General features: G+C 63.1%; 21 protein-coding genes and 1 pseudogene. 18 read left to right on the forward strand and 4 right to left on the reverse strand.

All coding sequences use genetic code 11. The features are described from left to right. The 10 genes and pseudogenes from GPA21_RS08970 to GPA21_RS09015 form a co-directional block, all read left to right on the forward strand. Window positions 1-317, forward strand: a pseudogene (locus GPA21_RS08970) (ATP-dependent DNA helicase RecG); the annotation flags it as partial. A gap of 108 nt (window positions 318-425) precedes the next feature. Beyond that, the gene (locus GPA21_RS08975) at window positions 426-1,619 is read left to right on the forward strand and encodes an efflux RND transporter periplasmic adaptor subunit (protein ID WP_168987864.1); all 1,194 of its coding nucleotides are present in this window, start codon (window positions 426-428) and stop codon (window positions 1,617-1,619) included. Further along, complete coding sequence (locus tag GPA21_RS08980) at window positions 1,616-4,723, forward strand: efflux RND transporter permease subunit (protein ID WP_168987865.1); 3,108 nt, start codon at window positions 1,616-1,618, stop codon at window positions 4,721-4,723. Before GPA21_RS08975 ends, GPA21_RS08980 begins: the two co-directional genes overlap by 4 nt. A 61-nt stretch (window positions 4,724-4,784) precedes the next feature. Continuing rightward, complete coding sequence (locus GPA21_RS08985; protein WP_168987866.1) at window positions 4,785-5,351, forward strand: chorismate--pyruvate lyase family protein; 567 nt, start codon at window positions 4,785-4,787, stop codon at window positions 5,349-5,351. After that, on the forward strand, window positions 5,348-6,223 hold the full coding sequence (ubiA, locus tag GPA21_RS08990; RefSeq protein ID WP_168987867.1) for a 4-hydroxybenzoate octaprenyltransferase: 876 nt from the start codon (window positions 5,348-5,350) through the stop codon (window positions 6,221-6,223). Before GPA21_RS08985 ends, ubiA begins: the two co-directional genes overlap by 4 nt. Before the next feature lie 124 nt (window positions 6,224-6,347). Further along, on the forward strand, window positions 6,348-6,596 hold the full coding sequence (locus GPA21_RS08995; protein ID WP_168987868.1) for a hypothetical protein: 249 nt from the start codon (window positions 6,348-6,350) through the stop codon (window positions 6,594-6,596). 142 nt (window positions 6,597-6,738) lie between these two features. After that, window positions 6,739-7,344: a hypothetical protein gene (locus tag GPA21_RS09000; RefSeq protein ID WP_168987869.1), complete on the forward strand. Its 606-nt coding sequence runs from the start codon at window positions 6,739-6,741 to the stop codon at window positions 7,342-7,344. Between the two features lie 74 nt (window positions 7,345-7,418). Then, window positions 7,419-8,234: an orotidine-5'-phosphate decarboxylase gene (gene pyrF, locus GPA21_RS09005; RefSeq protein ID WP_168987870.1), complete on the forward strand. Its 816-nt coding sequence runs from the start codon at window positions 7,419-7,421 to the stop codon at window positions 8,232-8,234. 26 nt (window positions 8,235-8,260) lie between these two features. Next, complete coding sequence (gene ubiD, locus GPA21_RS09010; RefSeq protein ID WP_168987871.1) at window positions 8,261-9,754, forward strand: 4-hydroxy-3-polyprenylbenzoate decarboxylase; 1,494 nt, start codon at window positions 8,261-8,263, stop codon at window positions 9,752-9,754. Window positions 9,755-9,777: 23 nt separating this feature from the next. Beyond that, window positions 9,778-10,200: a DUF4870 family protein gene (locus GPA21_RS09015; RefSeq protein WP_168987872.1), complete on the forward strand. Its 423-nt coding sequence runs from the start codon at window positions 9,778-9,780 to the stop codon at window positions 10,198-10,200. Window positions 10,201-10,316: 116 nt separating this feature from the next. Here GPA21_RS09015 and dacB read toward each other — a convergent pair whose 3' ends face one another. Genes dacB through lptM form a run of 3 tightly spaced genes read right to left on the reverse strand, consistent with a single transcriptional unit; the run spans window position 10,317 to window position 13,178 of the window. Further along, a complete protein-coding gene (gene dacB / locus GPA21_RS09020; RefSeq protein WP_168987873.1) occupies window positions 10,317-11,738 on the reverse strand; it encodes a D-alanyl-D-alanine carboxypeptidase/D-alanyl-D-alanine endopeptidase in 1,422 nt (473 codons plus the stop codon). A gap of 22 nt (window positions 11,739-11,760) precedes the next feature. After that, on the reverse strand, window positions 11,761-13,011 hold the full coding sequence (gene lysA / locus GPA21_RS09025; protein WP_246261851.1) for a diaminopimelate decarboxylase: 1,251 nt from the start codon (window positions 13,009-13,011) through the stop codon (window positions 11,761-11,763). A gap of 14 nt (window positions 13,012-13,025) precedes the next feature. Further along, window positions 13,026-13,178, reverse strand: a complete 153-nt coding sequence (gene lptM / locus GPA21_RS09030; protein ID WP_168987875.1) for an LPS translocon maturation chaperone LptM — start codon at window positions 13,176-13,178, stop codon at window positions 13,026-13,028. Between the two features lie 46 nt (window positions 13,179-13,224). On the opposite strand from lptM, the gene cyaY reads away from it, so the two are divergent. Continuing rightward, window positions 13,225-13,548: an iron donor protein CyaY gene (cyaY, locus tag GPA21_RS09035; protein WP_168987887.1), complete on the forward strand. Its 324-nt coding sequence runs from the start codon at window positions 13,225-13,227 to the stop codon at window positions 13,546-13,548. Between the two features lie 18 nt (window positions 13,549-13,566). Here the strand turns inward: cyaY and GPA21_RS09040 are convergent, their stop codons facing one another. Beyond that, window positions 13,567-15,942, reverse strand: a complete 2,376-nt coding sequence (locus GPA21_RS09040; protein WP_168987876.1) for a penicillin-binding protein 1A — start codon at window positions 15,940-15,942, stop codon at window positions 13,567-13,569. A gap of 170 nt (window positions 15,943-16,112) precedes the next feature. Here GPA21_RS09040 and GPA21_RS09045 point away from each other — a divergent pair, with 170 nt between their 5' ends. The 7 genes from GPA21_RS09045 to aroB all read left to right on the forward strand — a co-directional run bounded on the left by GPA21_RS09045 (window position 16,113) and on the right by aroB (window position 22,719). Continuing rightward, the gene (locus GPA21_RS09045; RefSeq protein WP_168987877.1) at window positions 16,113-17,189 is read left to right on the forward strand and encodes a type IV pilus assembly protein PilM; all 1,077 of its coding nucleotides are present in this window, start codon (window positions 16,113-16,115) and stop codon (window positions 17,187-17,189) included. Beyond that, the gene (locus GPA21_RS09050) at window positions 17,186-17,752 is read left to right on the forward strand and encodes a PilN domain-containing protein (RefSeq protein ID WP_168987878.1); all 567 of its coding nucleotides are present in this window, start codon (window positions 17,186-17,188) and stop codon (window positions 17,750-17,752) included. The genes GPA21_RS09045 and GPA21_RS09050 overlap by 4 nt, the downstream gene beginning before the upstream one ends. After that, on the forward strand, window positions 17,749-18,420 hold the full coding sequence (locus tag GPA21_RS09055; protein WP_168987879.1) for a type IV pilus inner membrane component PilO: 672 nt from the start codon (window positions 17,749-17,751) through the stop codon (window positions 18,418-18,420). The genes GPA21_RS09050 and GPA21_RS09055 overlap by 4 nt, the downstream gene beginning before the upstream one ends. A gap of 5 nt (window positions 18,421-18,425) precedes the next feature. Then, window positions 18,426-18,929, forward strand: coding sequence for a pilus assembly protein PilP (locus GPA21_RS09060; protein ID WP_168987880.1), 504 nt, complete (start codon window positions 18,426-18,428; stop codon window positions 18,927-18,929). Window positions 18,930-18,939: 10 nt separating this feature from the next. Beyond that, on the forward strand, window positions 18,940-21,066 hold the full coding sequence (locus GPA21_RS09065) for a type IV pilus secretin PilQ (protein ID WP_168987881.1): 2,127 nt from the start codon (window positions 18,940-18,942) through the stop codon (window positions 21,064-21,066). A gap of 77 nt (window positions 21,067-21,143) precedes the next feature. Further along, on the forward strand, window positions 21,144-21,650 hold the full coding sequence (locus tag GPA21_RS09070; protein ID WP_168987882.1) for a shikimate kinase: 507 nt from the start codon (window positions 21,144-21,146) through the stop codon (window positions 21,648-21,650). After that, window positions 21,637-22,719 carry a 3-dehydroquinate synthase gene (gene aroB, locus GPA21_RS09075; RefSeq protein ID WP_168987883.1) on the forward strand — a complete coding sequence of 361 codons (1,083 nt, stop codon included), beginning with the start codon at window positions 21,637-21,639 and terminating at the stop codon, window positions 22,717-22,719. Before GPA21_RS09070 ends, aroB begins: the two co-directional genes overlap by 14 nt. Window positions 22,720-22,811: the final 92 nt, after the last annotated feature.

A 22,811-nucleotide genomic window follows, 5' to 3' on the forward strand; every position in this document is an offset into this window, starting at 1 on the left:
GTGCCGAGTCGGTTTGCGTGCTGATTTACTCGCAACCCCTGTCGGACACCGCACGGGCGCGACTCAAGGTCATCTTCGAGCATACCGACGGCTTCGTGATTGCGCGTGAAGACTTGCGCATCCGCGGACCCGGCGAGTTCGTCGGTGCACGCCAGAGCGGTGTGCCGATGTTGCGCTATGCCGATCTGGAGCGTGATGCGGAACTGATCGAACCGGCCCGTGTCCTGGCTGAGCGGCTGCTCGCGGAGATGCCCGAGCGTGCCGGGCGCCTGATGGCACGATGGCTGGGCGGGCGAGAAGGGCTGCTGCGGGCCTGAAGCACAATACAGTACAGTACAAACCCGGCGGCTCGAGCGGGTTATCATCAACTGCTAATAGACCTTGGGGCGTCGTGCCCTGTGTGACTCAGGATAGGTATTGAAACCATGCGCCGTCTGCTGGCCCTCGTCATCATCGCCGTCGCCGTTGGCGGTTTCATGTGGCTCAAGTCCAGCCGGCCGCCTCCGCCGCAGGTGGAGGTGCGCGAACGGGTATGGCGGGTTGCCGCTGAAACCGTCGAATCAGCCACTCAGAGTCCGGTTCTGACGCTATATGGTCGCACTGAAGCGCCGGACCGGGTTCGTGCCGCGGCGCCGGTATCCGGGCGTGTGCTCGAGCTCGCAGTGCGCGATGGTGAGCGAGTCGAGGCGGGGCGGGTGCTGGCCCGCATGGATCCCAGGGATTTTGAGCCGCGTCTCTTCCAGGCGCGGGCGGACGTGGAGCGCGAGCAGGCCAGGGCGCGCCATGACCGCAATGCGCTGGAGCAGGAGCGGGCGCTGCTCGCGCTGGCCGAGGCCAAGCTGGCGCGTTTCGGCGCGCTGGCGACAGCGCGTCTGGGTGCCGAAACCGCAGCCGACCAGGCTCGCGAGGAAGTCGCCCGGGCGCGGCTCGCGGTGAGCCAGCGCGAACTGGCAATCGCAGAACAGCCGGCGCGTCTCGCGCAACTGGAATCGCGCCTGGCTGAAGCCGAGCGCGACGCGGAGCGCGCCGAAGTGGTCGCCCCCTACGATGCACGCATCGCCCGGGTCGAGGTCGCTGCGGGCGATCAGGTGCAGGCCGGGCAGACCTTGTTGTCCTTCCATGCCGCCGATGCGCTCTACCTGCGGGCCAAACTGCCCGCGATCTACGCGGCCGAGCTCGCCCAGGCGCTGGATGCCGGCAAGGTGCTCTCCGCCGAGGTCGAGTTCGGCGCGTCACGTATGGCCGCGCGTCTGGTCCGCATCGGTGGCGAGGCCGATGCCCGAGGGGTCGACGTACTGCTGCAACTCGACGGCGCAGAGGGAGTGCCGGTCGGTGCGTTCGTCAATGCGATCTTCGAACGTCCCGCGGTGACGGACGTGTTCTCGTTGCCAATGTCGGCCCTGCATGGCGGTGATCGCATTTATCGCATCGATGACGAGAACCGTCTGCGTGCATTGATCGTCGAGCGTGTCGGCGAGCATCGCGTTGCAGGGGTGCCGCGCATGCTCGTGCAGGCGACCGGTCTGGCGAGCGGTGATCGCGTGATGAGCACGCATCTGCCGAATGCGATCGACGGGCTTGCCGTCGAGATCGTGGCGGGCGGGACGTCCGTGAGATGAAACAAGGCCTGATTCCGCTGCTGCTGCGCCATCGCGTGGCGGCCAATGTGTTGATGCTGCTCGCCTTCGTCGTCGGTGTGCTCGGTGTGACGCGGATGAACGTGCAGTTCTTCCCGACTTTCGCGCTGGATATCATCAGCGTAAGAGTGGTTTGGAGCGGCGCCTCGGCCGAGGATGTCGAGGCCGCGATCACAAGTCCGCTCGAAGAGCGGCTGAAGACCGTGGACGGTCTCAAGCGCATGACGTCGACTTCTGCTCAGGGCGTGTCGAGCATCACCCTCGAACTCGTCGAGCGCACCGATGCGTTGCTTGCACTGGATCAGGTGCGGCAACGGGTCGATGAGTTCCGCAACCTGCCTCGTGACGCCGAGACGCCACAGGTCAGCCGCATCTCGCGCTACGAGCCGATTGCGCGCCTGCTGGTGCGTGGCGCGAGTGTCGAGGAGTTGCGGCCCTGGGTCCGTCGTTTTGAAAGCGAGCTGCTCGCAGCCGGCATCGATCGCATCGACATCACCGGATTGCCCGAGGAGCGGATCGCCATCGAGGTGCCCTCGGCGGCGCTCGAAACCCTGGACCTTTCGCTGGTCGAGATCGCCGAACGGGTGTCGAACCTCGCCCGTGACGTGCCGGCCGGAGTCGCGGGTGAACGCGACGGTGCGCGTGACATACGCGGTCTGGAGCAGCGGCGCGACGCGCTCGCCTTCGAAGCCCTGCCGGTGGTCGCGGACGAGCGGGGGCTGGTGCGACTCGGCGAGATCGCGACGATCAGCCGCGAGCCGCGTCCGGGCTCCCTGGCCTTGTTCGAGGCAGGCGATGCGGTGGTCGAATTGCAGCTGCAACGCTCGGAGACCGGACATTCGCTACGTGCCGCGCGGGTGCTCGATGCCTGGCTGGAACAGACCGCAGCAACGCTGCCGCCTTCGATCACGCTGGAGGTGTTCGATACCCAGTGGGAGCTGATTCGTGACCGCATTCAGTTGCTGGTCAAGAACGGCGTCGGTGGCCTGTTGCTGGTGGTGCTCGTGCTTTACGTCTTTCTGCCGGCCCGGGTCGCGTTCTGGGTGATGATCGGCATCCCCACCGCCTTTCTGGCGACGCTCGGGCTGATGCTGTTCTTCGGTGGCACGATCAACATGATGAGCCTGTTCGCACTGATCATGGCGCTCGGTGTCATCGTCGATGACGCCATCGTCGTCAGCGAAGATGCCGACACTCACCGCCGGATGGGCGAAGGGCCGGAGCAGGCGGCACTGGGCGGCGCACGGCGCATGTTCTGGCCTGTGGTCGCGGCCTCGTTGACTACGGTCGCTGCCTTCGTGCCGCTGATGATGGTCGGGGGCATCATCGGCAACATCCTGTTCGACATCCCCTTCGTCATGATCATGGTGATCATGGCGGCGCTGATCGAGAGCTTCCTCATCCTGCCCGCGCATCTGCGCAGCGCGCTCAGCGGAGAGGCTGCGCGCAAGGCATCGCGACTGCGCCAGCGGCTGGATGCAGGATTCAACCACTTTCGCGAACATCACTTCCGCCCTCTGGTGACGCTGGCCTTGCGCTGGCGGGGAACCACGATGGCGCTGACCCTTGCGTGCATGATTCTTGCGGTCGGGCTGGTGGTCGGCGGGCGGATCACCTTCGTCTTCTTTCCGACGCCGGAGGGGCAGACGGTGTTTGCCAACGCCGGCTTCGTCGCCGGTACGCCGCTGGAAACCACCGAGGCCTACTTGCGCCAGCTCGAGACCGCGCTGTTCGAGGCCGAGGCCGAACTGGGGGGTGGCCTGATCAAGACCGCGGTATCGAGGCTTGGTGGTGCCGTCGGCAGCGGCGTGACAGGCGGTGCGCGGGGCGACCAGCTTGCGGCGATCATGGTCGAGCTGGTTCCGCCCGATGAGCGCGAGGTGCGCAACGAGCGCTTTCTCGCCACCTGGCGAGCCAAGGCTGGCGACGCGCCGGGTCTGGAGAGTCTGACCTTTACCGCGCGTCAGTCGGGGCCGCCGGGGCGGGATTTGACGGTGCGGCTGACCGGCAGCGACGCGGACTCACTCAAGGCGGCCGCGCTGGATCTGGCCGAGACTTTCTCCAGCATCCCCGGGGTGACCGAGCCTGAGGACGACATGCCGTTCGGCCGCGAGCAACTCGTCTACCGCCTGACGCCGGCCGGCGAGGCGCTAGGCCTGACGACTGAGAGCCTGGGGCGGCAGCTGCGCGCGTCCTTCGATGGCGCGCTCGCACAGCTGGTGCAGAGCGGGCGCGACGAACTCGAGGTGCGGGTGATGTTGCCGCGCGACGAGCGCGAGCGTCTCGACGTGTTCGAACGCATGGTGGTCGAAGTGCCTGGTGGCCGCTTCGTGCCGCTCGGCACCGTGGTTGCGTGGGAGTCGCGTCGCGGTTTCGAGGCCTTGCGTCATGCGGATGGAAGACTCGCGGTCGAGGTTTCGGGCGAGATCGATGTGTCGCAGACGAATGCGAATGCGGTTCAGGCTGAGCTCCTGCGCGAGGTGCTGCCAGAACTCGCCCAGCACCACGGCGTCGATTACAGCTTTCAGGGGCGGGCGGCGGACCAGCGTGAAACCCTCGGCGACATGCGCACCGGCCTGTTTCTCGGCCTTGGCCTGATCTATCTCGTCCTGGTGTGGTCCTTCGCATCGTGGAGTTGGCCACTGGCGGTGATGGCGGCCATTCCGCTGGGGCTGACCGGGGCGATCTTCGGCCACTGGGTGCTGGGCATCAATCTGACGCTGCTGTCGCTCTTCGGTTTGTTCGCGCTCGCCGGTATCGTGGTAAACAATTCGATCATTCTGGTGAGTTTTTTCAAGGAGTTGCGCAAGAAGGGCGCCGACATGCAGGAGGCGCTGGTCGGTGCCGCCTGCGGCCGACTCCGCGCGGTGATGTTGACCTCACTGACCACCATTGGGGGGCTTATGCCGCTGCTCTTCGAAAAGTCGCTTCAGGCTCAGTTCCTGATCCCGATGGCGGCATCGATCGCTTTTGGGCTCGGCTTTTCAGCGGTATTGGTGCTGTTCTTCATTCCGGCCCTGTTGGCCTTCATGGAGGACGTCAAAGTGTGGTTCGGCGGCCGTCGTCCGGGAGAAGCGGTGGCTTGACACCGAGGTGTGCGCTGACGATGATCGGCCTCCGCCAACAGCTACCCAGTCAGCCGATTCGATGCCTCTCCACTGGCGGCCCCGCCCGCTGACACCGACGCTACCACCCGGGCTGCGTCCCTGGCTCACCGATACCCGATCGCTGACCGCGCGAATCGTCGCTCGCAGCGGACGCTTTCACGTTGCGGTGCTCGAGCAACGCCGTGCGCGGCCGATGAGCGACGAACGAGCGCTTTTCAGCTTGCGCACTGGCGAATATCTGCGTGTGCGCGAGGTGATCTTGTATGCCGATGACCAGCCGGTGGTCTATGCGCGCTCGGTCGTCAGCGAGCGTGATCTGCGTCTGGTCTGGCGGGTCTTCCGTGGTATCGGCAGCCGGCCGCTCGGGGCAGCCTTGTTCGCCGATCCGCGCATTCGTCGCCAGCCTCTGTTTTCCGCGGCCCTCAAGCGGGGCGATGCGCGCTATCATCGGGCCCTGATCCATGCCAAGACGTTGGCGCGACCGGCGCGACTCTGGGCGAGGCGTTCGCTTTTCCGTCTGCGCGGGCGCGATCTGCTCGTCACCGAAGTGTTTCTGCCCGCAGTGCTCGCCTTGTCCGAGCCAGTAAAACGTAATACCAGATCATGACCTCCGCTGCTTTTTCATCCCGTATTCCGGACTTCATCCGCCTCGCGAGACTCGATCGCCCGATCGGCATTCTGCTGCTGATGTGGCCCACCTTATGGGCGTTGTGGATCGCGGCCGACGGCCTGCCACCGGCCTATGTGTTGTTTGCCTTCGTGCTTGGTACGGTGCTGATGCGCTCTGCCGGTTGCGTGATCAACGACTACGCCGACCGCAACTTTGACGGTCATGTCGAACGTACTCGCAATCGGCCGCTGGCCACCGGGGCCATTAGACCGGGCGAGGCGCTGGTCTATGCGGCCGGCCTGTCGCTGCTGGCGTTGTTGCTGGTGCTGCCGTTGAACAAGCTGGTATTGGTGCTGAGCGTGCCGGCGCTGTTTCTCGCCGGGAGCTACCCGTTCACAAAGCGCTTTCTGGCGATTCCGCAGGCCTACCTCGGCATCGCCTTCGGCTTTGGGATTCCCATGGGATTCGCTGCGGTGCAGGGAAGTGTGCCCGCGGTCGCCTGGGTGATGCTGCTCGCCAACGTGTTCTGGGCCATCGCCTACGATACTGAATACGCGATGGTCGACCGGCCCGATGATCTCAAGATCGGCATCAAGAGCGCGGCGATCACCTTCGGACGCTTCGATGTGCTGGCGGTCATGGTGTGCTATGCGATCACACTGGGTCTGCTTGCATTGGTTGGCAGCCTCGCCGGCCTGGGTCTGTTCTATTTCGCAGGCCTGCTGGCAGCGGGCGGTATCGCGATCTACCACTACACGCTGATTCGTGACCGCGACCGGCCACGCTGTTTCAAGGCTTTTCTACACAACAACTGGCTGGGTGCGACGATCTTCGCCGGTCTCGTGATCGACAGGGTGTTCGGCGGCTGATCATTTCTTTGAAGCGCCACGCATGCCGGATCGGGATCATGCCAGCCGTCCGATGTGAAACCTGCGTAGCTCTTGGGGGTCGACTGAAAGCGGGCATGTGCTCGCGCCCCCGAGGAGACAGAAGATGAAAGTCAGGATGTTGATTGGAGTCGCTGTGCTGATGCTTGCGGCGCCTGCGTTTGCGTTCCACTGCCCTGCGGATATGCGCAAGATCGATGCCGCCCTCGCGGAGAACCCAGCACTGACCAGCGAGCAGATGGAAGAGGTGCGCAAGCTGCGTGCCGAAGGCGAGGCGCTCCACAATGCCGGCCGCCATCAGGAGTCAGTTGATACGCTTGCCAGTGCGATGCGGATTCTCGGTATCGACGGTTGATCCGGCAAGTCAGTGAACGACGAAGGGGCCGGTTTCGGCCTCTTCGTCGTTCACTCGCCAGAACCGTTACTCATTCGACGCGCCATGCTGTATCGACATATGCGCGTTGCTGTCACCCCCCGAAGCAAAGGACAATGATTGAATGGAAAGCTACATACTCATCATCGGACTTGTCCTGGGCGCCTACGTGGTCGCCTCCCGGGAACAACGGCAACGCATCGCACTGCTGGGCGGTCATCTCCAGAGCTATCGCATCGAGAAATTGATGGAGACGCTTACCGAAGGCTACATGCGGGCACTCGGCGAGGACTCCGAGGCAAGGCGCGAACAGATCCTGGAACTGATGCAGGCCAGCGAGGCTTCGTTGAGCAGTCAGTTCAGCCGTTTTGCGGCCGAAATCGGGGCGCTGGATCCGGAAGCCCTGCGCGTCAGTCGGCTACCGTGGTCGATCCCCTTTGCCGGCCGCCTGTTTCCGGGCGTGACGTTCGATCTGCGCAAGGCGCTCGAGATCCACGCCCGCGGCATTGCCAACGTGGTCCAGAATGCTGACGAGCGTACGCCCAAACAGCGCGCCTACGTCCTGTCGGCCGAGATGCTGCTGATGCAGCACACCTGTCACTGGTTCTGCAAATCGAAGACGGTCGCGTCGGCTCGCCTCATTGGCCGCCACAAGACGACCCACGAGCAGGTTGTCGCGGCGGTCTCCCCGGAGACGCGCGAGGCCTATCTTCGCTTGATCGGCGGTTGAACCGAGCGGGGCAAAACACCGGCGAGCAGGCTATCATTCGGCCCGGACCCAACCGAACCGCCCAGGATGCCCAGATGCACTTCATGACTGCCCTCGCCGATGCCTGGCGAAACCGAGATTCCCTGCTGTGCGTCGGACTAGATCCCGACCCGGCCCGTTTCCCCAAGCATCTCGCTGGCCGACCGGATGCGATCTTCGAGTTCTGCCGCGAGATCGTCGACGCCACCGCTGACCTGGTCTGCGCGTTCAAGCCTCAAATCGCTTATTTTGCCGCGCATCGTGCCGAGGACCAGCTCGAGGCACTGATCTCACATATCCATGAGCGCCACCCCGGCACCCCGGTAGTCCTCGATGCCAAGCGGGGCGACATCGGCAGCACTGCCAAGCAATACGCGGTCGAAGCCTTCGAGCGCTTCGGTGCCGATGCGATCACGGTCAATCCGTTCATGGGGCGTGACTCCCTGGAACCCTATCTCGGTCGGCCTGACAAAGGGGTGATCGTGTTGTGCCGCACCTCCAACCCGGGCGGCAGCGATCTGCAGTTTCTCGATGTCGGTGGCGGCGAGCGCCTGTTCGAGCGGGTTGCACGTCTCGCGGCGACAGAGTGGAATGCCAGCGGCAACGTCGGCCTCGTGGTCGGCGCCACCTTTCCCGCGGAGATCGGACGGGTGCGAGAACTGACCGGCGATATGCCGCTGCTGGTGCCGGGAATAGGCGCCCAGGGCGGCGATGTCGCCGCCACCGTCCGGGCAGGCCGCAGCGCGGCGGGCACCGGGCTGATGATCAACTCGTCGCGCGCGATCCTGTATGCGGGAAGCGACGAGCACTTCGCCGAGGCTGCACGCAGGGCGGCCGAGACGACACGGGATGAGATCAACCGCTACCGCTGACCGGGCGGCAGCCAGGACGGGACGTTATGCGCTACAAGGATTTGCGGGACTTCATCGCACAGTTGGAGCAGCGGGGTGAGCTCAAACGGATCAAGGTGGCGGTGGATACCCACCTGGAGATGACCGAGATTGCCGACCGGGTGCTGCGCGCCGGCGGGCCGGCGCTACTCTTCGAAAAACCGGTGACCCGTGGTGTGGCGCAATCGGTACCGGTGCTGGCCAACCTGTTCGGTACGCCGGAACGGGTTGCGCTCGGCATGGGTGAGGATCCCGGCCCGGAGCGTGACTGGCAGACGCCGCTGCGTGAGGTCGGCAAGCTCCTGGCATTCCTCAAGGAGCCGGAGCCGCCCAAGGGGCTCAAGGACGCCTGGGACAAGCTGCCAGTGTTCAAGCAAGTGCTGAACATGGCGCCGGCACTGCAGCGCTCGGCCCCGTGCCAGGAAAAGGTGCTTGAGGGCGACGCGGTCGATCTCGCGCAGTTGCCGATCCAGCACTGCTGGCCGGGTGATGCGGCGCCATTGATCACCTGGGGGCTGGTAGTCACCCGCGGGCCGGGCAAGAAGCGGCAGAACCTCGGCATCTACCGCCAGCAGGTCATTGGCCGCAACCGGGTGATCATGCGCTGGCTCGCGCACCGCGGCGGCGCGCTCGACTTTCGCGAGCACCAGCTGGCCCACCCGGGCGAGCCGTTTCCGGTAGCGGTGGTGCTGGGCTGCGACCCGGCGACGATTCTCGGCGCGGTGACGCCGGTGCCGGACTCCCTGTCCGAGTACCAGTTCGCTGGCCTGCTGCGTGGGGCCAAGACCGAGCTGGTCAAGTGCATCGGCTCCGACCTGCAGGTGCCGGCCTCGAGCGAGATTGTGTTCGAGGGCGTAATCCATCCGGGTGACATGGCGCCGGAAGGGCCCTACGGTGATCACACCGGTTACTACAACGAGGTGTCGGACTTCCCGGTGTTCACCATCGAGCGTATGACCATGCGTCGCGACCCGATCTACCACTCGACCTACACCGGCAAGCCGCCGGACGAACCGGCGATGCTGGGCGTGGCGCTCAACGAGGTGTTCGTGCCGCTGCTGCAGAAGCAGTTTTCCGAGATCGTCGACTTCTATCTGCCGCCGGAGGGCTGCTCCTACCGGCTCGCGGTGGTCAGCATCCGCAAGCAGTACCCGGGGCACGCCAAGCGGGTGATGTTCGGAATCTGGAGCTTTCTGCGCCAGTTCATGTACACGAAGTTCATCATCGTCGTGGACGACGACGTAAACATCCGCGACTGGAAGGAAGTGATCTGGGCGATGACCACCCGGATCGACGCCACCCGCGACACCGTGCTGGTGGACAATACCCCGATCGACTATCTCGACTTCGCCAGCCCGGTCGCCGGTCTGGGCAGCAAGATGGGGCTGGACGCCACCAACAAATGGCAGGGCGAGACAGACCGCGAATGGGGTCGGCCCATCGTCATGGACGAGGGGGTCAAGCGCAAGGTGAACGACATGTGGGAGACGCTCGGGCTGTGAGGGATGAACGCGTGGTACGTCCAATGAGCGCGGTGCGAGGCCCGGGTGACGACCGGCCGGATTCGATGCACACCTTGGTGATGATCACCCATGTCGTCTATGCATTGCACGCGTTTGCGCTGGTTTCGGGTCTGGCCGGGTCGATGTTGCTCCTGCTGAGTTTCCTCGCGAGCATCCCGTCGATCGTCGCGGTGGTGATCAACTACGTCAAGCGTGACGCGGTGCGCGGGACCTGGCTGGAAAGCCACTTCCGCTGGCAGATCCGTACCTTCTGGTTCGCGTTGCTGTGGGTTGTCGTATCCATCGCGCTGCTGATCACCGTGTTCGGCGCGATCTTCGGGGTCATTATCCTGATGGCGAGCAGCGTGTGGGTGATCTATCGCATCGTGCGCGGCTGGTGGGTGTTGCTGCATGGGCGCACTTTGCCGATGCCGGTCGAGAGGTGATGATGCGGTGCGTTTCGCAGCGCTCAACGCACCCTATGTGCTGATCGCGCTGATGCAATGTATCCAATAGGGTGTGTTGAGCCGAAGGCGAAACGCACCAGGCGAACGTCACGCGCTCAGCGCGATTCCCAGACCCACTCCAGCAGCGCGTCCTGCGCCGCCTGGCTGTCGTGCGCCTTCGAGTCGTTGACCATCATCACAACTGCATGGCGGCGGCCGTTGCGGTCGAGCACATAGCCGCCGATTGCGCGAACGTTGTTGATGGTGCCGGTCTTGATGTGCGCCTGGCCGCGCGCCGGGCTGCCGCGCAGTCGCTGATGAGCAGTGCCGTCGATGCCCGCCATCGGCATGGCAGCGATGTACTCAGGCATCCAGGGGCGTCGCCACGCGGCGATGAGCATCTGCCCGAGGCTGTCCGCACGGATGCGCTCCACTCGAGACAGGCCCGCGCCGTTCTCGATCACCAGCCCGGTGGTGTCCACCCTGGCCAGTTGCAGGCTTTGTGTCGCGACCCGTACGCCGGCAGCGACCATGTCGAGCGCACCGGGCTCCTGGCGACCGATGCTGGCGAGCAGTTGGCGAGCGATGACGTTGCTCGACCATTTGTTCATCTCCCGCACGACTTCGGCCAACGCTGGCGAGGAGTCGGTCAGAATCAGGTCTGCCTGGGCGGGGGCAATGCCGCTGCGTACCTGGCCCTGGAGGCGTCCGCCGACCTCGGACCACAGTGCGGATACCACCGCAGCCGCGAAATGGTCTGGCGCCAGTGGCGACGCCGCCCAATTGCGCTGTCCGCAACTCGACGGCAGGCTGCCGAGCAGCACCAGGTGGGGACCGTCGGGCTTGGTCTCAATGCGGGCATCCAGATTGCGATGCCAGACACCACACGCACCCGTCTGGCTGATGATGCGATTCTCTATGCTCAGACCGTGGATAGGCGGGCTGTTCACCACACCGACTGGCGTTCCGGGAGTGCCCGGCGTAAGGAGCAGTTGCAGCGTATTGAAATGCAGCAGCATGCCATACGGGCCGCTGTTGTAGGGTCGTAGCCCGCGGCCGTCGAACGCGAAGGGATCGTGCTCCGGCAGACGCAGGGCGCTACCGTCGAGCACGATGTCGCCGGCTATGGTCTCGACACCGGTTTCGCGCAGGCGCCGAAGCAGGCGCCACATGCGTTCGTAGCCGAGTACCGGATCGGCGCCGCCGATGATGTGGAGGTCACCCGCCAGGGTGCCATTGGCGATTTGCCCGGTGCTTGAGAGCCGCGTGGTCCAGGTATGGGAGGGCCCGAGCGCATCGAGCGCGACGAAGGCGGTGACCAGCTTCATCACCGAGGCCGGGTTCATTGCACGTTCGGCGTTGTAGGCGAGCGAGGGGCGCTCGGCATCTACCGGCTGCACCCATACCGAGACGTGGTCGCCAGGGATGCCTGCGCGCGACAGGGCTTGTTCCACCGAGGCGGGCAGCCTGCTGTCCTGCCCCGAAGCCATCATCGGTAGCAACAGGAAGACCAGCAGCAATATCTTGACAGGCTGCATGACTCGCTTCGCCCCGTGTCGATCAGCCGTGCGGGAGTGGTGTCTCGAGTGCGTAGAGGGATTCGACCGTCTCACGCTCACGCACTACCCATGTCTTGTCACCATCGACCATGATCTCGGCGGCGCGCGTCCGGGTATTGTAGTTGGAGCTCATCGTCATGCCATAGGCGCCGGCCGAGAGGAAGGCCAGCAGGTCGCCCTCGGCGACGTCCAGGCTGCGGTCATGTGCCAGGAAGTCTCCGCTTTCGCAGATCGGGCCGACGATTTCGTATTGCCGGGCCCCTGCACCACGCGGATTCACTTCGACGACGCCATGATAGGCGTCGTAAAGCGCGGGCCGTGCAAGATCGTTCATCGCCGCGTCGACCACCGCGAAGTTGCGTTCGACGCCGGGCTTCAGGTATTCGATGCGGGTCAGGAGCAAGCCGGCATTGCCCACCAGCGAGCGCCCCGGTTCCAGGCAGATTCGTTCCTTGCGGCCGGCGAGCAGGCCGAGCATCGGCGAAAGATACTCGGTGACCGTGGGCGGGGTTTCGTCCCGGTAGCGAATGCCGAGACCACCGCCCAGGTCGATGTGATCGAGCGCGATCCCTTCAGCGGCAAGCGCGTCTACCAGCCCGAGCAGCTTCTCGGTTGCTTCCCGCGCCGGTGCCGGGTCGAGCAGTTGCGAACCGATGTGGCAGGCGATGCCGCTGATGCGCAAATTCCGCATCCCTGCGGCCCGACGATAGAGTCGCAGAGCCTCGTCGAATGCGACGCCGAACTTGTTGTTGCGCAGCCCCGTGGAGATGTACGGGTGGGTCTTGGGGTCGACGTCCGGATTGACGCGAAACGCGATCGGCGCCCGCAGGTCCATTTCCCCGGCGATGTGGTCGATTCGGTCGAGCTCGGAGGCGGATTCGATGTTGAAGCACTCGATGCCGGCCGCCAGCGCCTGGCGGATTTCGGCGCGGCTCTTGCCCACGCCTGAGAACACCACGGCGGAAGGGTCGCCGCCTGCCGCGATGACGCGCGCGAGTTCGCCGCCGGAGACGATATCGAAGCCGGTACCCATGCGGGCGAAAGCCGACAGCACGCCAAGGTTGGAGTTGGCCTTGACTGCGTAGTGTACCCGCGCGTTGACGCCGGCGAGGGCGCGAGCGTAGGCATCGTATGCTTCGCGCAGTGCGGCCAGAGAATAGACGAAGGTCGGCGTACCGTAGCGTGCGGCGATGGACTGCAGACTGACACTTTCCACCTGCAGGCCATCGGTTCCGCGTCGCAGGGTGCTCATCGGGAAATCAGGATTCATTGGGGAGGCTGTGCGATCGACTTGGTATGATCGGAGAGACTGGCGGATGCCGGCGTCGGAACTTCGGGCAGGTAGAGCGGTCCGCGGATACCGCAGGCGGTGAGCAGCAGGCTGGCGCAGACGGCGCCAGCGAGAAGCAGGTTGCGCATGGTTTCGCCCATGGAAAAAGATCAAATGCTAACAGAAGGAGTGATGATGGAAGAATCGGTCTTCAGCGCGCTGGCAGACGCCGAGCTGATGCGAATCGAGGCAGCCATTGAAAATTGCGGAGCGGACGTCGACATCGAATCCAAACCGGGCGGTATCCTCGAGATCGAGTTCGACGATGGCAGCAAGATCATCATCAATCGCCACACTGCGGCCCGCGAGATCTGGGTCGCCGCGCGTTCCGGCGGCTTTCACTTCCGGCCCCAGGAGGGCGGCTGGATCGCCGGCCGGGATGGAGCCGAGCTGTACGCCACTCTCTCCCGGCTCGTCAGCGAGCAGGCCGGCGCGGCAGTAACACTGCAAGCCGAGTGATTGGAAGCTGCGGCCGGGTCAGCGCTGAAGCGGTGCCAGGCTGCGCTCCTCGACCGGCGCGGGCGTGGCCGGGCCCGCGGCGGGGATCGGCGGTGGCGAGGGTTGCCAGGGCGTTTGCTCGGTGACGAAAAAGCGCAGTTCCGGGATGTTGGGCAGTTCTTCCTCTCGCCGCGGCGGCTCGGGCGGCAGATGCTCCTGGTAGTACCAGTCGGTCAGTTCGCTCCCTTCGTGCCGGATCGGAAGCAGGCCGCTCGGCCGCGGATGGGCTTTCTCTGGCAAACCCTTCAGGGCATGACTCATGTAGTCAATCCAGATGGGCAGCGCTGCCCGTCCGCCGGTTTCGCCGCGCCCGAGGTTGCGCGGCTGGGGATAGCCGACCCAGCTGACAGCGACCACATCGGGGTTGTATCCGGCAAACCAGGCGTCGACATAGTCGTTGGTGGTGCCGGTCTTGCCCGCGATGTCGTTGCGACCGAGCGATCTCGCGCGGCCACCGGTGCCGCTGCGAATCACATCCTGAAGCATGGAATCCATTAGCCAGGCATTGCGTGGATCGATCACCCGGGGCGCGCTCCGGCCCGCGATCGGCGGGTCGACCTTGGCGATGGTGCGCCCGTTGGCGTCGAGTATTTCCTGAACGATATAGGGTTCGATGCGATAGCCGCCGTTGGCAAATACCGCGTATCCACTCGCCAGCTCCCAAGGGGTGGCTTGACCAGCGCCGAGCGCCATGGTGAGAAAAGCCGGATGGCGCGACGCCGGGAAACCGAAACGCGCGATATAGTCCTGCGCGTATTGTGGGGTAATCGCCTGCAGAATCCGGATCGAAACCAGATTCTTCGAGCGCGCGAGGGCCTCCCGGAGAGTCATTGGCCCGTCGTACTTGTTGTCGTAATTCTTCGGTTCCCACGCTTTGCTGCCTGTCACGCCAGCAGGGAAGTACAGAGGCTCATCCTCGACGTAGCTCGCCGGCGAGTACTGATGTTCAAGTGCCGCGGAGTAGATGAATGGCTTGAACGCCGAACCAGGTTGACGAATGGCTTGGGTTGCATTGTTGAAGTGACTGCGATTGAAGTCGAAGCCACCGACCAGAGCCCTCACTGCACCGGTGTTCGCGTCGATCGCGACGAGCGCGGCTTCGACTTCGGGCAGCTGGACGATTTCCCAGCCTTTGTCGCCGTTCTCGACAACCCGGATGATTGCGCCGGGGCGAATGCGGCGCGTCTGCGGTGCGCGTTCGGCCAGCATCGGTGCCGCGAAGGCGAGCCCGTTGCCGCTGATGTCGATGGTTTCTCCGTTGCGATACGCCTTCACCTTGGACGTGGAGGTCTCGAGCACGACTGCCGCGCGATACTCGTCGAAGTCCCGGTAATTGCCGAGCAGCTCGACCAGCTTCTCCTCGTTGGCGCCGCCGATCTCGACGAAGGCCTCGGGCCCACGATAGCCACGGCGTTTGTCGAACTCCATGACCCCCTTGCGCACCGCAGCCTTGGCATGGGCCTGCTCATCGCGGGTCACCGTCGTGATGACTCGCAGCCCCAGGCTGTATGCCTCTTCGCCGAACTGCGCCAGAGCGATCTGGCGGGCCATCTCGGCGACGAAGTCGCCGCCGGTGTCCGACGTGGAAGGGCTGCGATTGAAGGCGAGCCGTATGGGCTCGGCGCGGGCGGTTTCGAAGGCGGTGTTGTCGATGAAGCCCGCCTCCAGCATTCTGCGTAGTACGTACTGCTGACGAAGGGTAGCCCGCCGCAGGTTGCTGACGGGGTTGTAAGCTGATGGCGCCTTGGGCAGACCGGCAAGCATTGCTGTCTCGGCCAGGGTCAGCTCCGCGAGCGTCTTGCTGAAATAGGTTCTTGCTGCAGCAGAAAAGCCGTAGGCGCGATGCCCGAGGAAGATCTGGTTGATGTAGACCTCGAGAATCTCGTCCTTGGTGAGATTTTGCTCGATTTTGATCGCGAGCAGGATCTCGTAAAGCTTGCGGTTGTATGTCTTCTCGCGCGAAAGGAAGAAATTGCGGGCGACCTGCATCGTGATCGTCGAGGCGCCCTGGCCCCGGTCCCGTGTAGTGAAATTGGCGATGGCGGCGCGAACGATGCCGACCGGGTCAAAGCCAGGGTGTTCGAAGAAGCGTTCGTCTTCGGCAGCGAGAATGGCATGTACGAGTTGTGGCGGAACATCGCGAACACGCACCAGCGCTCTGCGCTCTTCGCCGAATTCGCCCAGCAGTTCGCCATCGGCGGTGTAGACCCGCAGCGGAATTCGCGGACGATAATCGGTCAGGACTTCAAGCGAAGGCAGTTTTGGCCAGGCGAAAATGATTGTCGTGCCGAGCGAAGCCAGCGCGACGAGCGCCGCGACGATGACCGCGACGATGGGGTAGAGAATCCAGCGCATCAAGAATCCAGTGGGCGAGCCGACGTAGGATTATATATGGGTCAAGAAAGTTGCGCTTTTGTCGCATTCGGTGAGCATTTTTTCTTTACACTTTCCCTTGTTTGTTGCTAGCATTTGAGACAATTGCGCAAGTATTCGGCCTAACGTAAAGAAATTTAAGGAATTTCTGAGTGAGCGACTTCCAATTATTCCGCCCCAGGTCGCGCCAGCTGGCCGGGCTCGATATTTCATCGTCCTCGGTGAAACTCGTCGAGCTCTCCGGTGCAGATCGGGAAGGTTGTCGAATAGAGCGCTATGCGGTCGAACCTCTTGCGCGCGACGCCGTTGTAGATGGCAATATCTCCAATCTCGATGCAGTGGCCGACGCAATCAAGCGCGCCGCGCGACGCATGGGCTCGGGGGTCAAGAACGTCGCGGTGGCGCTGCCGGCTTCGGCGGTCATCACCAAACGCATCATGTTGCCGGCGGACTTGCGTGAGCAAGAGATGGAGTTCCAGGTCGAGTCCGAAGCCAGTCAGTACATTCCGTTTGCCATCGACGAAGTCAACCTCGATTTCCAGGTGGTCGGTCCGTCGCCTGCAGATCCGGATGACGTCGAGGTCCTGATCGCCGCGTCGCGCAAGGAGAAGGTCGAGGACAGGGTAGCAGCAGCTGAGGCTGCAGGTCTGAAAGCAGTTGTAATGGACGTCGAGTCCTTCGCCGCGGAGGCCGCCTTCGAATTGGTCAGCCGTCAGCTGCCCAACGGTGCGAAGGGCAAGATTGTTGCACTGGTTGATATCGGCGCCAGCGCGATGAGCGTTTCGATTCTGCGTGACGGCAAGCAGATCTACGCCCGTGAGCAGTCGATCGGAGGGACGAAGCTCACCCAGGACATCGCGCGGCAGTACGGCATGAGCGCAGACGAGGCCGAGGCGGCCAAGAAAGCGGGCAATCTGCCGGACGATTACGAGCGCGATCTGATGCGTCCCTTTATGGACAACATTGCGCTCGAGATCTCGCGCGCCTTGCAGTTCTTCTTTACTTCCACGCAGTTCAACGAGGTTGACCACATCGTGCTTGCGGGTGGTTGCGCGGTCATGCCTGGCCTCGCCGATGTCGTCGCGGGCCGCACTCAAGTGCCTGCCACTGTGGCGAATCCTTTCGCCAAGATGGCCTTGTCTTCCAAGGTCAGACCCAAGAACCTGATTTCCGATGCGCCCAGCCTGATGGTTGCATGCGGATTGGCGCTCAGGAGATTCGATTCATGATTCGCATCAACCTGCTCCCGCACAGGGAGGAAAAGCGCAAACAGCGACGTCAGAGTTTCTACGTATCTGCTGTTCTGATGATTGTGCTCGGTGCTGCGATCGGTTTCGCAGGCCACACCTATCTGTCGGGCAACGTTTCACATCAGGAAGGTCGAAACGCGTTTCTGCGGGCAGAAATCGCGAGTCTCGATCGCGAGATTGCGGAGATTCGGAACTTGCGCCAACAGATCGAAGACCTGCTGGCCCGCAAACAGGTCATCGAATCCTTGCAGAGCAATCGTGCGGAAACGGTCCATCTGCTTAACGAGCTGGTTCATCGCATGCCCGAAGGTGTGCGTTTGAACAGCATCCGCCAGTCGGGCAGCCTCGTCACGCTGGTGGGCTACGCTCAGTCGAACGCGAGGGTGTCACATCTGATGCGCAATCTCGATGCCTCGCCCTATCTCGGTGACCCCGGTCTGGTCGAAGTCAAGTCGGCACTGGTCAATAATCGCCGTTTGAGCGAGTTCACGCTCAATATTCGCATTCAGCGGCCCGGACAGAATGAGGAGTCGATGCAATGAAGTCCGGAGCCAAGAAGGCATCGAAGGGTTTCGACCTTGATCGACTGAAGCGCGATTTTCAAGGCCTTGACCCCAACGACCCCAGCCTCTGGCCGGGTGCGCCGAGAGCGTTGTTTCTCGCCGCCTTGCTGATCATCACCGTCGCGCTGGTGTGGTGGTTCGACTGGCGGGAGCAGGTGGAAACCCTCGAGCGCAGGCAAGGCGAGGAACTTCAGTTGCGCGAAGACTGGCGGATCAAGAAGCGCCAGGCGGTCAATCTCGAGGAGTATCGTCGGCAGCTCGATGAAACTGACCGACAGTTCGGAGCTTTGCTGCGTCAGTTGCCCAACAGGGCAGAAATGGACTCGCTGCTGTCCGAGATCAACCAGGCGGGTCTTGGCCGGGGCCTGCTGTTCGAACTGTTCAAGCCTGGCAGCGACGTGGTGCGTGATTTCTACGCCGAGATGCCGATCGAGATCCGCATCATCGGCAGTTATCACGATCTTGGCGAGTTCGCTAGCGACGTCGCTCGTATGCCGCGAATCGTGACACTTGGAAATCTTTCCATGCAGAAGCAGGATGACAACCTGTTGCGGCTGGAGGCCAGAGCCACAACCTACCGCTATCTCGATGACGAGGAGTTGGCGCGGCAACGCGAGCAGACACGTGCTGCTCAGGGGGGTAGGTGAGCGACATGAAGCGTCTAGTCATACTTTCTTGCAGTCTGTTGCTCGTGGCCTGTACTGCTGAGCAAGAGGATCTTCGGACCTGGATGGCCAGCCAGGAGCGTGGCATGGTCGGCCGGGTCGATCCGCTTCCTGAAATCAAACCCTTCCCCGTGGTCGCCTACGATGCAGCGGATGATCTTGATCCGTTTGCTACCAGCCGCGTCGAGCCGGCCATGCAGGAGACTGCCGTGACCGGTGGCCCCGATATGGATCGCCGCCGCGAACCCCTTGAGGCGTACCCGCTCGAGTCCTTGAACATGGTCGGCGTGCTGATGCGTGACGACCTGACTCAGGCACTGATTAACGTGGGTGGCGTGCTTCACCAGGTCCGAACCGGAAACTACATGGGGCAGGATCACGGCATGATTACCAGCATTACCGAAGGCGACGTGACGCTCGTCGAACTGGTTCAGGATCTCGAAGGCAACTGGGTCGAACGCACCAGTCAGTTGCGCTTGCAGGAACGGTAGGAGTCCAAAGATGAAACGACAATCCATTCTGGCGCTGTTCGCGGCGACCATGCTCTTCGGAGCCTACATTCCATCCGCGGTCGCGCAGGCGGCCGCTGCAGGCGAGGTTCAGGCGGCGCAGAACCGCATCGAGAACCTGCAGGTGGCAGAGCAGGGCGGCAGCATCTTCATTCGCGTGACGCTTGCCGAGCCGATGGACAGCCCGCCGGCGAGCTTTAGCGTCGCGAATCCGGCGCGCATCGCCTTCGATTTTCCCTCCACAGCCAACGCCCTTGGGCGAAGCCAGCAGAGCATCGAACAGGGTGATCTGCGCAGTGCGAACATCGTTCAGGCCGGTGACCGTACGCGTCTCGTCCTGAACATGCTGCGGGTGCCACCTTACGAAACCCGCGTCGAGGGGCGTGAAGTGATCATTGCCCTCAATCCGACTGCAGGTGAGGCCACCGCGCGCACCCAAGTGAGTCAAGCGCTTGCAAACTTCGCCACACCGACGCCGGAGTTCCGTCAGGACGTTCGTGCGGTGCGGGACATCCAGTTTCGTCGCGGCACAGACGGCGAAGGTCGCATCGTCGTCGAACTCGCAACACCCGACACCGGCATCGATATCCGGCAGCAGGGGGGCAATCTGGTCGTCGAGTTTCTCAAGACCTCGCTGCCCGACCATCTACAGCGCCGTTCCGACGTCACTGACTTCGGCACGCCGATTAGCAGCATGACCGCGCAAGCGATGGGCGAGAATGCCCGTCTTCTGATTACCCCGACTGGCATGTGGGAGCACAATGCCTACCAGAGTGACACCCAGTTCGTGCTCGAAGTCCGTCGTCTCGTCGAGGATCCCTCGCGCCTTGTCCAGGGCGTACGGCCGGGTGAATACGGCGGTGAAAAGCTGTCGTTGAACTTCCAGAACATCGATGTCCGCTCGGTCCTGCAAGTCATCGCCGATTTCACCGACTTCAACATCGTCACCAGCGACTCGGTCACAGGCAACCTGACCCTGCGGCTGCAGGATGTTCCCTGGGATCAGGCCCTCGACATCATTCTCCAGGCCAAGGGCCTCGATCAGCGCAAGACCGGAAACGTCATCTGGATCGCGCCGGCTCAGGAACTGGCCGATCGCGAGCGTCAGCAACTCGAAGCCAGGGCGCAGGTCGGCGATCTCGAGCCCTTGATCACCGAGAGCTTCCAGGTAAATTACCATCGGGCCTCGGAGATCGTGAGCTTCCTGACTGCGCGGGAGCAAACGGTGCTCTCTCCGCGGGGCACGGTGACCCACGATGAGCGAAGCAACAAGGTCTTTATTACCGACGTTGGTTCGCGCCTTGACGCGGTGCGTCGTCTGATCAACGAGATCGACATCGCCCCGCGACAGGTCCTCATCGAAGCCCGGATTGTCGAGGCCAACAAGGATTTTGCGCGTGATCTGGGCGTGCGACTCAACATTGGCAGTTCGGCAAGCTTTGGTATCGGTGGTGGTGCGCGAGCGGGCTTTGGCCGCGTTCAGAACGGCACCTTTGTAGGCGGGGCGCTGACTGGTGGAGGTTCGGGTTTCTCGACTTTCGGCGGCGATCCGGTCGCGAGCTTTTCGACCCTGAACCTTGCATTGTTTAACCGAGCCGCCACCCGTTTCGTCAATCTCGAGCTCGCCGCGCTCGAGAGTGACAACCGTGGGCGTGTTGTGTCCAGCCCACGTGTGCTGACGGCCAATCAGGTCGAAGCCTCAATCGAGCAGGGAACCGAGATCGCGTATCGCACTGAGTCGAGTGCAGGGGCAACTACTGTCGAGTTCAAGAAGGCAGTGCTGTCGCTGCGGGTTACCCCGCAGATCACGCCCGACGGACGGGTCCAGTTGCGTGTTCAGGTGAACAAGGACCGGCCGATCTTCTTCCCCGGCATCTCTGAGCCGGGTATCGATACGAAGAACGTGACGACCGAGGTGCTCGTCGAGAACGGAGGCACGGTCGTGATCGGTGGCATCTACGAGGAGGAGGAGACCACCGGTGTGGCGCGTGTTCCGGTTCTTGGCGAACTGCCTGTCGTTGGTGGGCTGTTCCGTAATACGCGGACGGTTTCCGATCGCAAGGAGTTGATGGTTTTCATTACTCCGCGAATCGTGACTGACTCGCTCACCCTCCGCTGAACGAAGGGCAGACGCGAGAACGCAAAAGATTGATCCGGAATTCAGCAGCGCAACAGGCGCCCATCGTCCTTGTCGGAATGATGGGCGCCGGAAAGACCACTGTCGGCCGAGAGTACGCAAGGCGCCACGGGCTTGACTTCCTGGACTGCGACCAGGAGCTCGTCGCGCGTACCGGTGTATCCGTTGCCACCATCTTCGAAATCGAGGGTGAGGAAGGTTTTCGGCGTCGCGAAACCCAATTGTTGGACGACTTGACCCAACGTGGGCGGCTCGTCCTTGCGACTGGTGGCGGCGTTGTGCTGGCAGCGGAAAATCGCGCTATGCTGGCGAGCAGGTGCCTGGTTGTGTACCTGAAAGTCCCCCCGCGCCAGCTCTGGGAGAGAACCCGCCACGATCGAAACCGGCCGTTGTTGCAGGTAGCGAATCCGCGCGGCCGTATCGAAGAACTTTATCGCCAGCGAGACCCCCTGTACGCGGAGATCGCGGACATCGTTGTCGAGGGCGGCCGCGGTAGTCCCGGTGGCATGGTTCGCCAGGTTGATCGGGCGATCGAAGCATACTGGAACACACATGCGCACACTTGAAGTCGCGCTCGGCGCACGCAGCTACCCAATCCGAATCGGACGGGGTCTTTTGCATGACGGGAGTCTGGTTCGCCCGTTTCTCAAGACTTCGAGAGCGGTGATTGTGACGAACGATGTCGTGGGCCCACTCTATCTGCAACGCATGCAATCAGCGCTGGCGTCCGTCGGCGTCGAGGCTGGCGCGACGGTGCTGCCAGACGGCGAGGCTCACAAGGACTGGCCAACACTCAATCTGATCTTCGACGACCTCCTGCGTGCGCGTTGTGAGCGTTCCACGACACTGATTGCACTCGGAGGCGGGGTTGTGGGTGACATGGGTGGTTTCGCAGCCGCCTGCTATCAACGGGGCATGCCTTTCATTCAGGTGCCAACCACGCTGTTGTCCCAGGTTGATTCTTCGGTCGGCGGAAAGACCGCGATCAATCACCCCCTCGGCAAGAACATGATCGGCGCCTTTTACCAGCCCCGCCTGGTATTAGCCGATATCGATACGCTCGATACGTTGCCGGACCGGGAACTGCGGGCCGGCCTTGCGGAAATCATCAAATACGGCTTGATTCGGGATCTGCCCTTCCTCGAGTGGTTGGAGGCCAACCTGGAGCGACTGCTGGCGCGCGAGACGGAAGCGCTTGCAGAGGCGATCGAGAGGTCGTGCGCGAACAAGGCCGAAGTAGTCGCGGCCGACGAGACCGAGCGTGGCGAGCGCGCTCTGCTCAATCTTGGCCACACCTTCGGTCATGCGATCGAGGCAGGCATGGGTTACGGCGCTTGGTTGCATGGTGAGGCGGTGGCAGCAGGCACGATGATGGCAGCCGAGCTCTCACGTCAACTGGGTTGGTTGAGTCATCAGGATGTCGAGCGCGTCGAGTCCTTGTTTGTCCGGGCCGGCTTGCCCATACGCGGACCGGAACTATCTGGTGAGCGCTATCTCGACCTGATGGCCAGCGACAAGAAGGTGGAAGGCGGACAATTGAGACTGGTGTTGTTGCAAAAGGTCGGCAAGGCGGTGATCCATGCCGAGGCTGGTCAGCAAGCCATTCTTGCTGCGATCCGGCAGCGCAGCCCCTGAGCCGAAAAGGGGCGCGGTATTCTGGCAATATCACCGGATGAACCGCCGCAGTTCGCCACTTACACGGTTCCTACAGGTCGTGGATGCGCTTG

It is taken from the genome of Azoarcus taiwanensis (assembly GCF_012910885.1).
Classification (GTDB): Bacteria; Pseudomonadota; Gammaproteobacteria; order Burkholderiales; family Rhodocyclaceae; genus Azoarcus_F; species Azoarcus_F taiwanensis.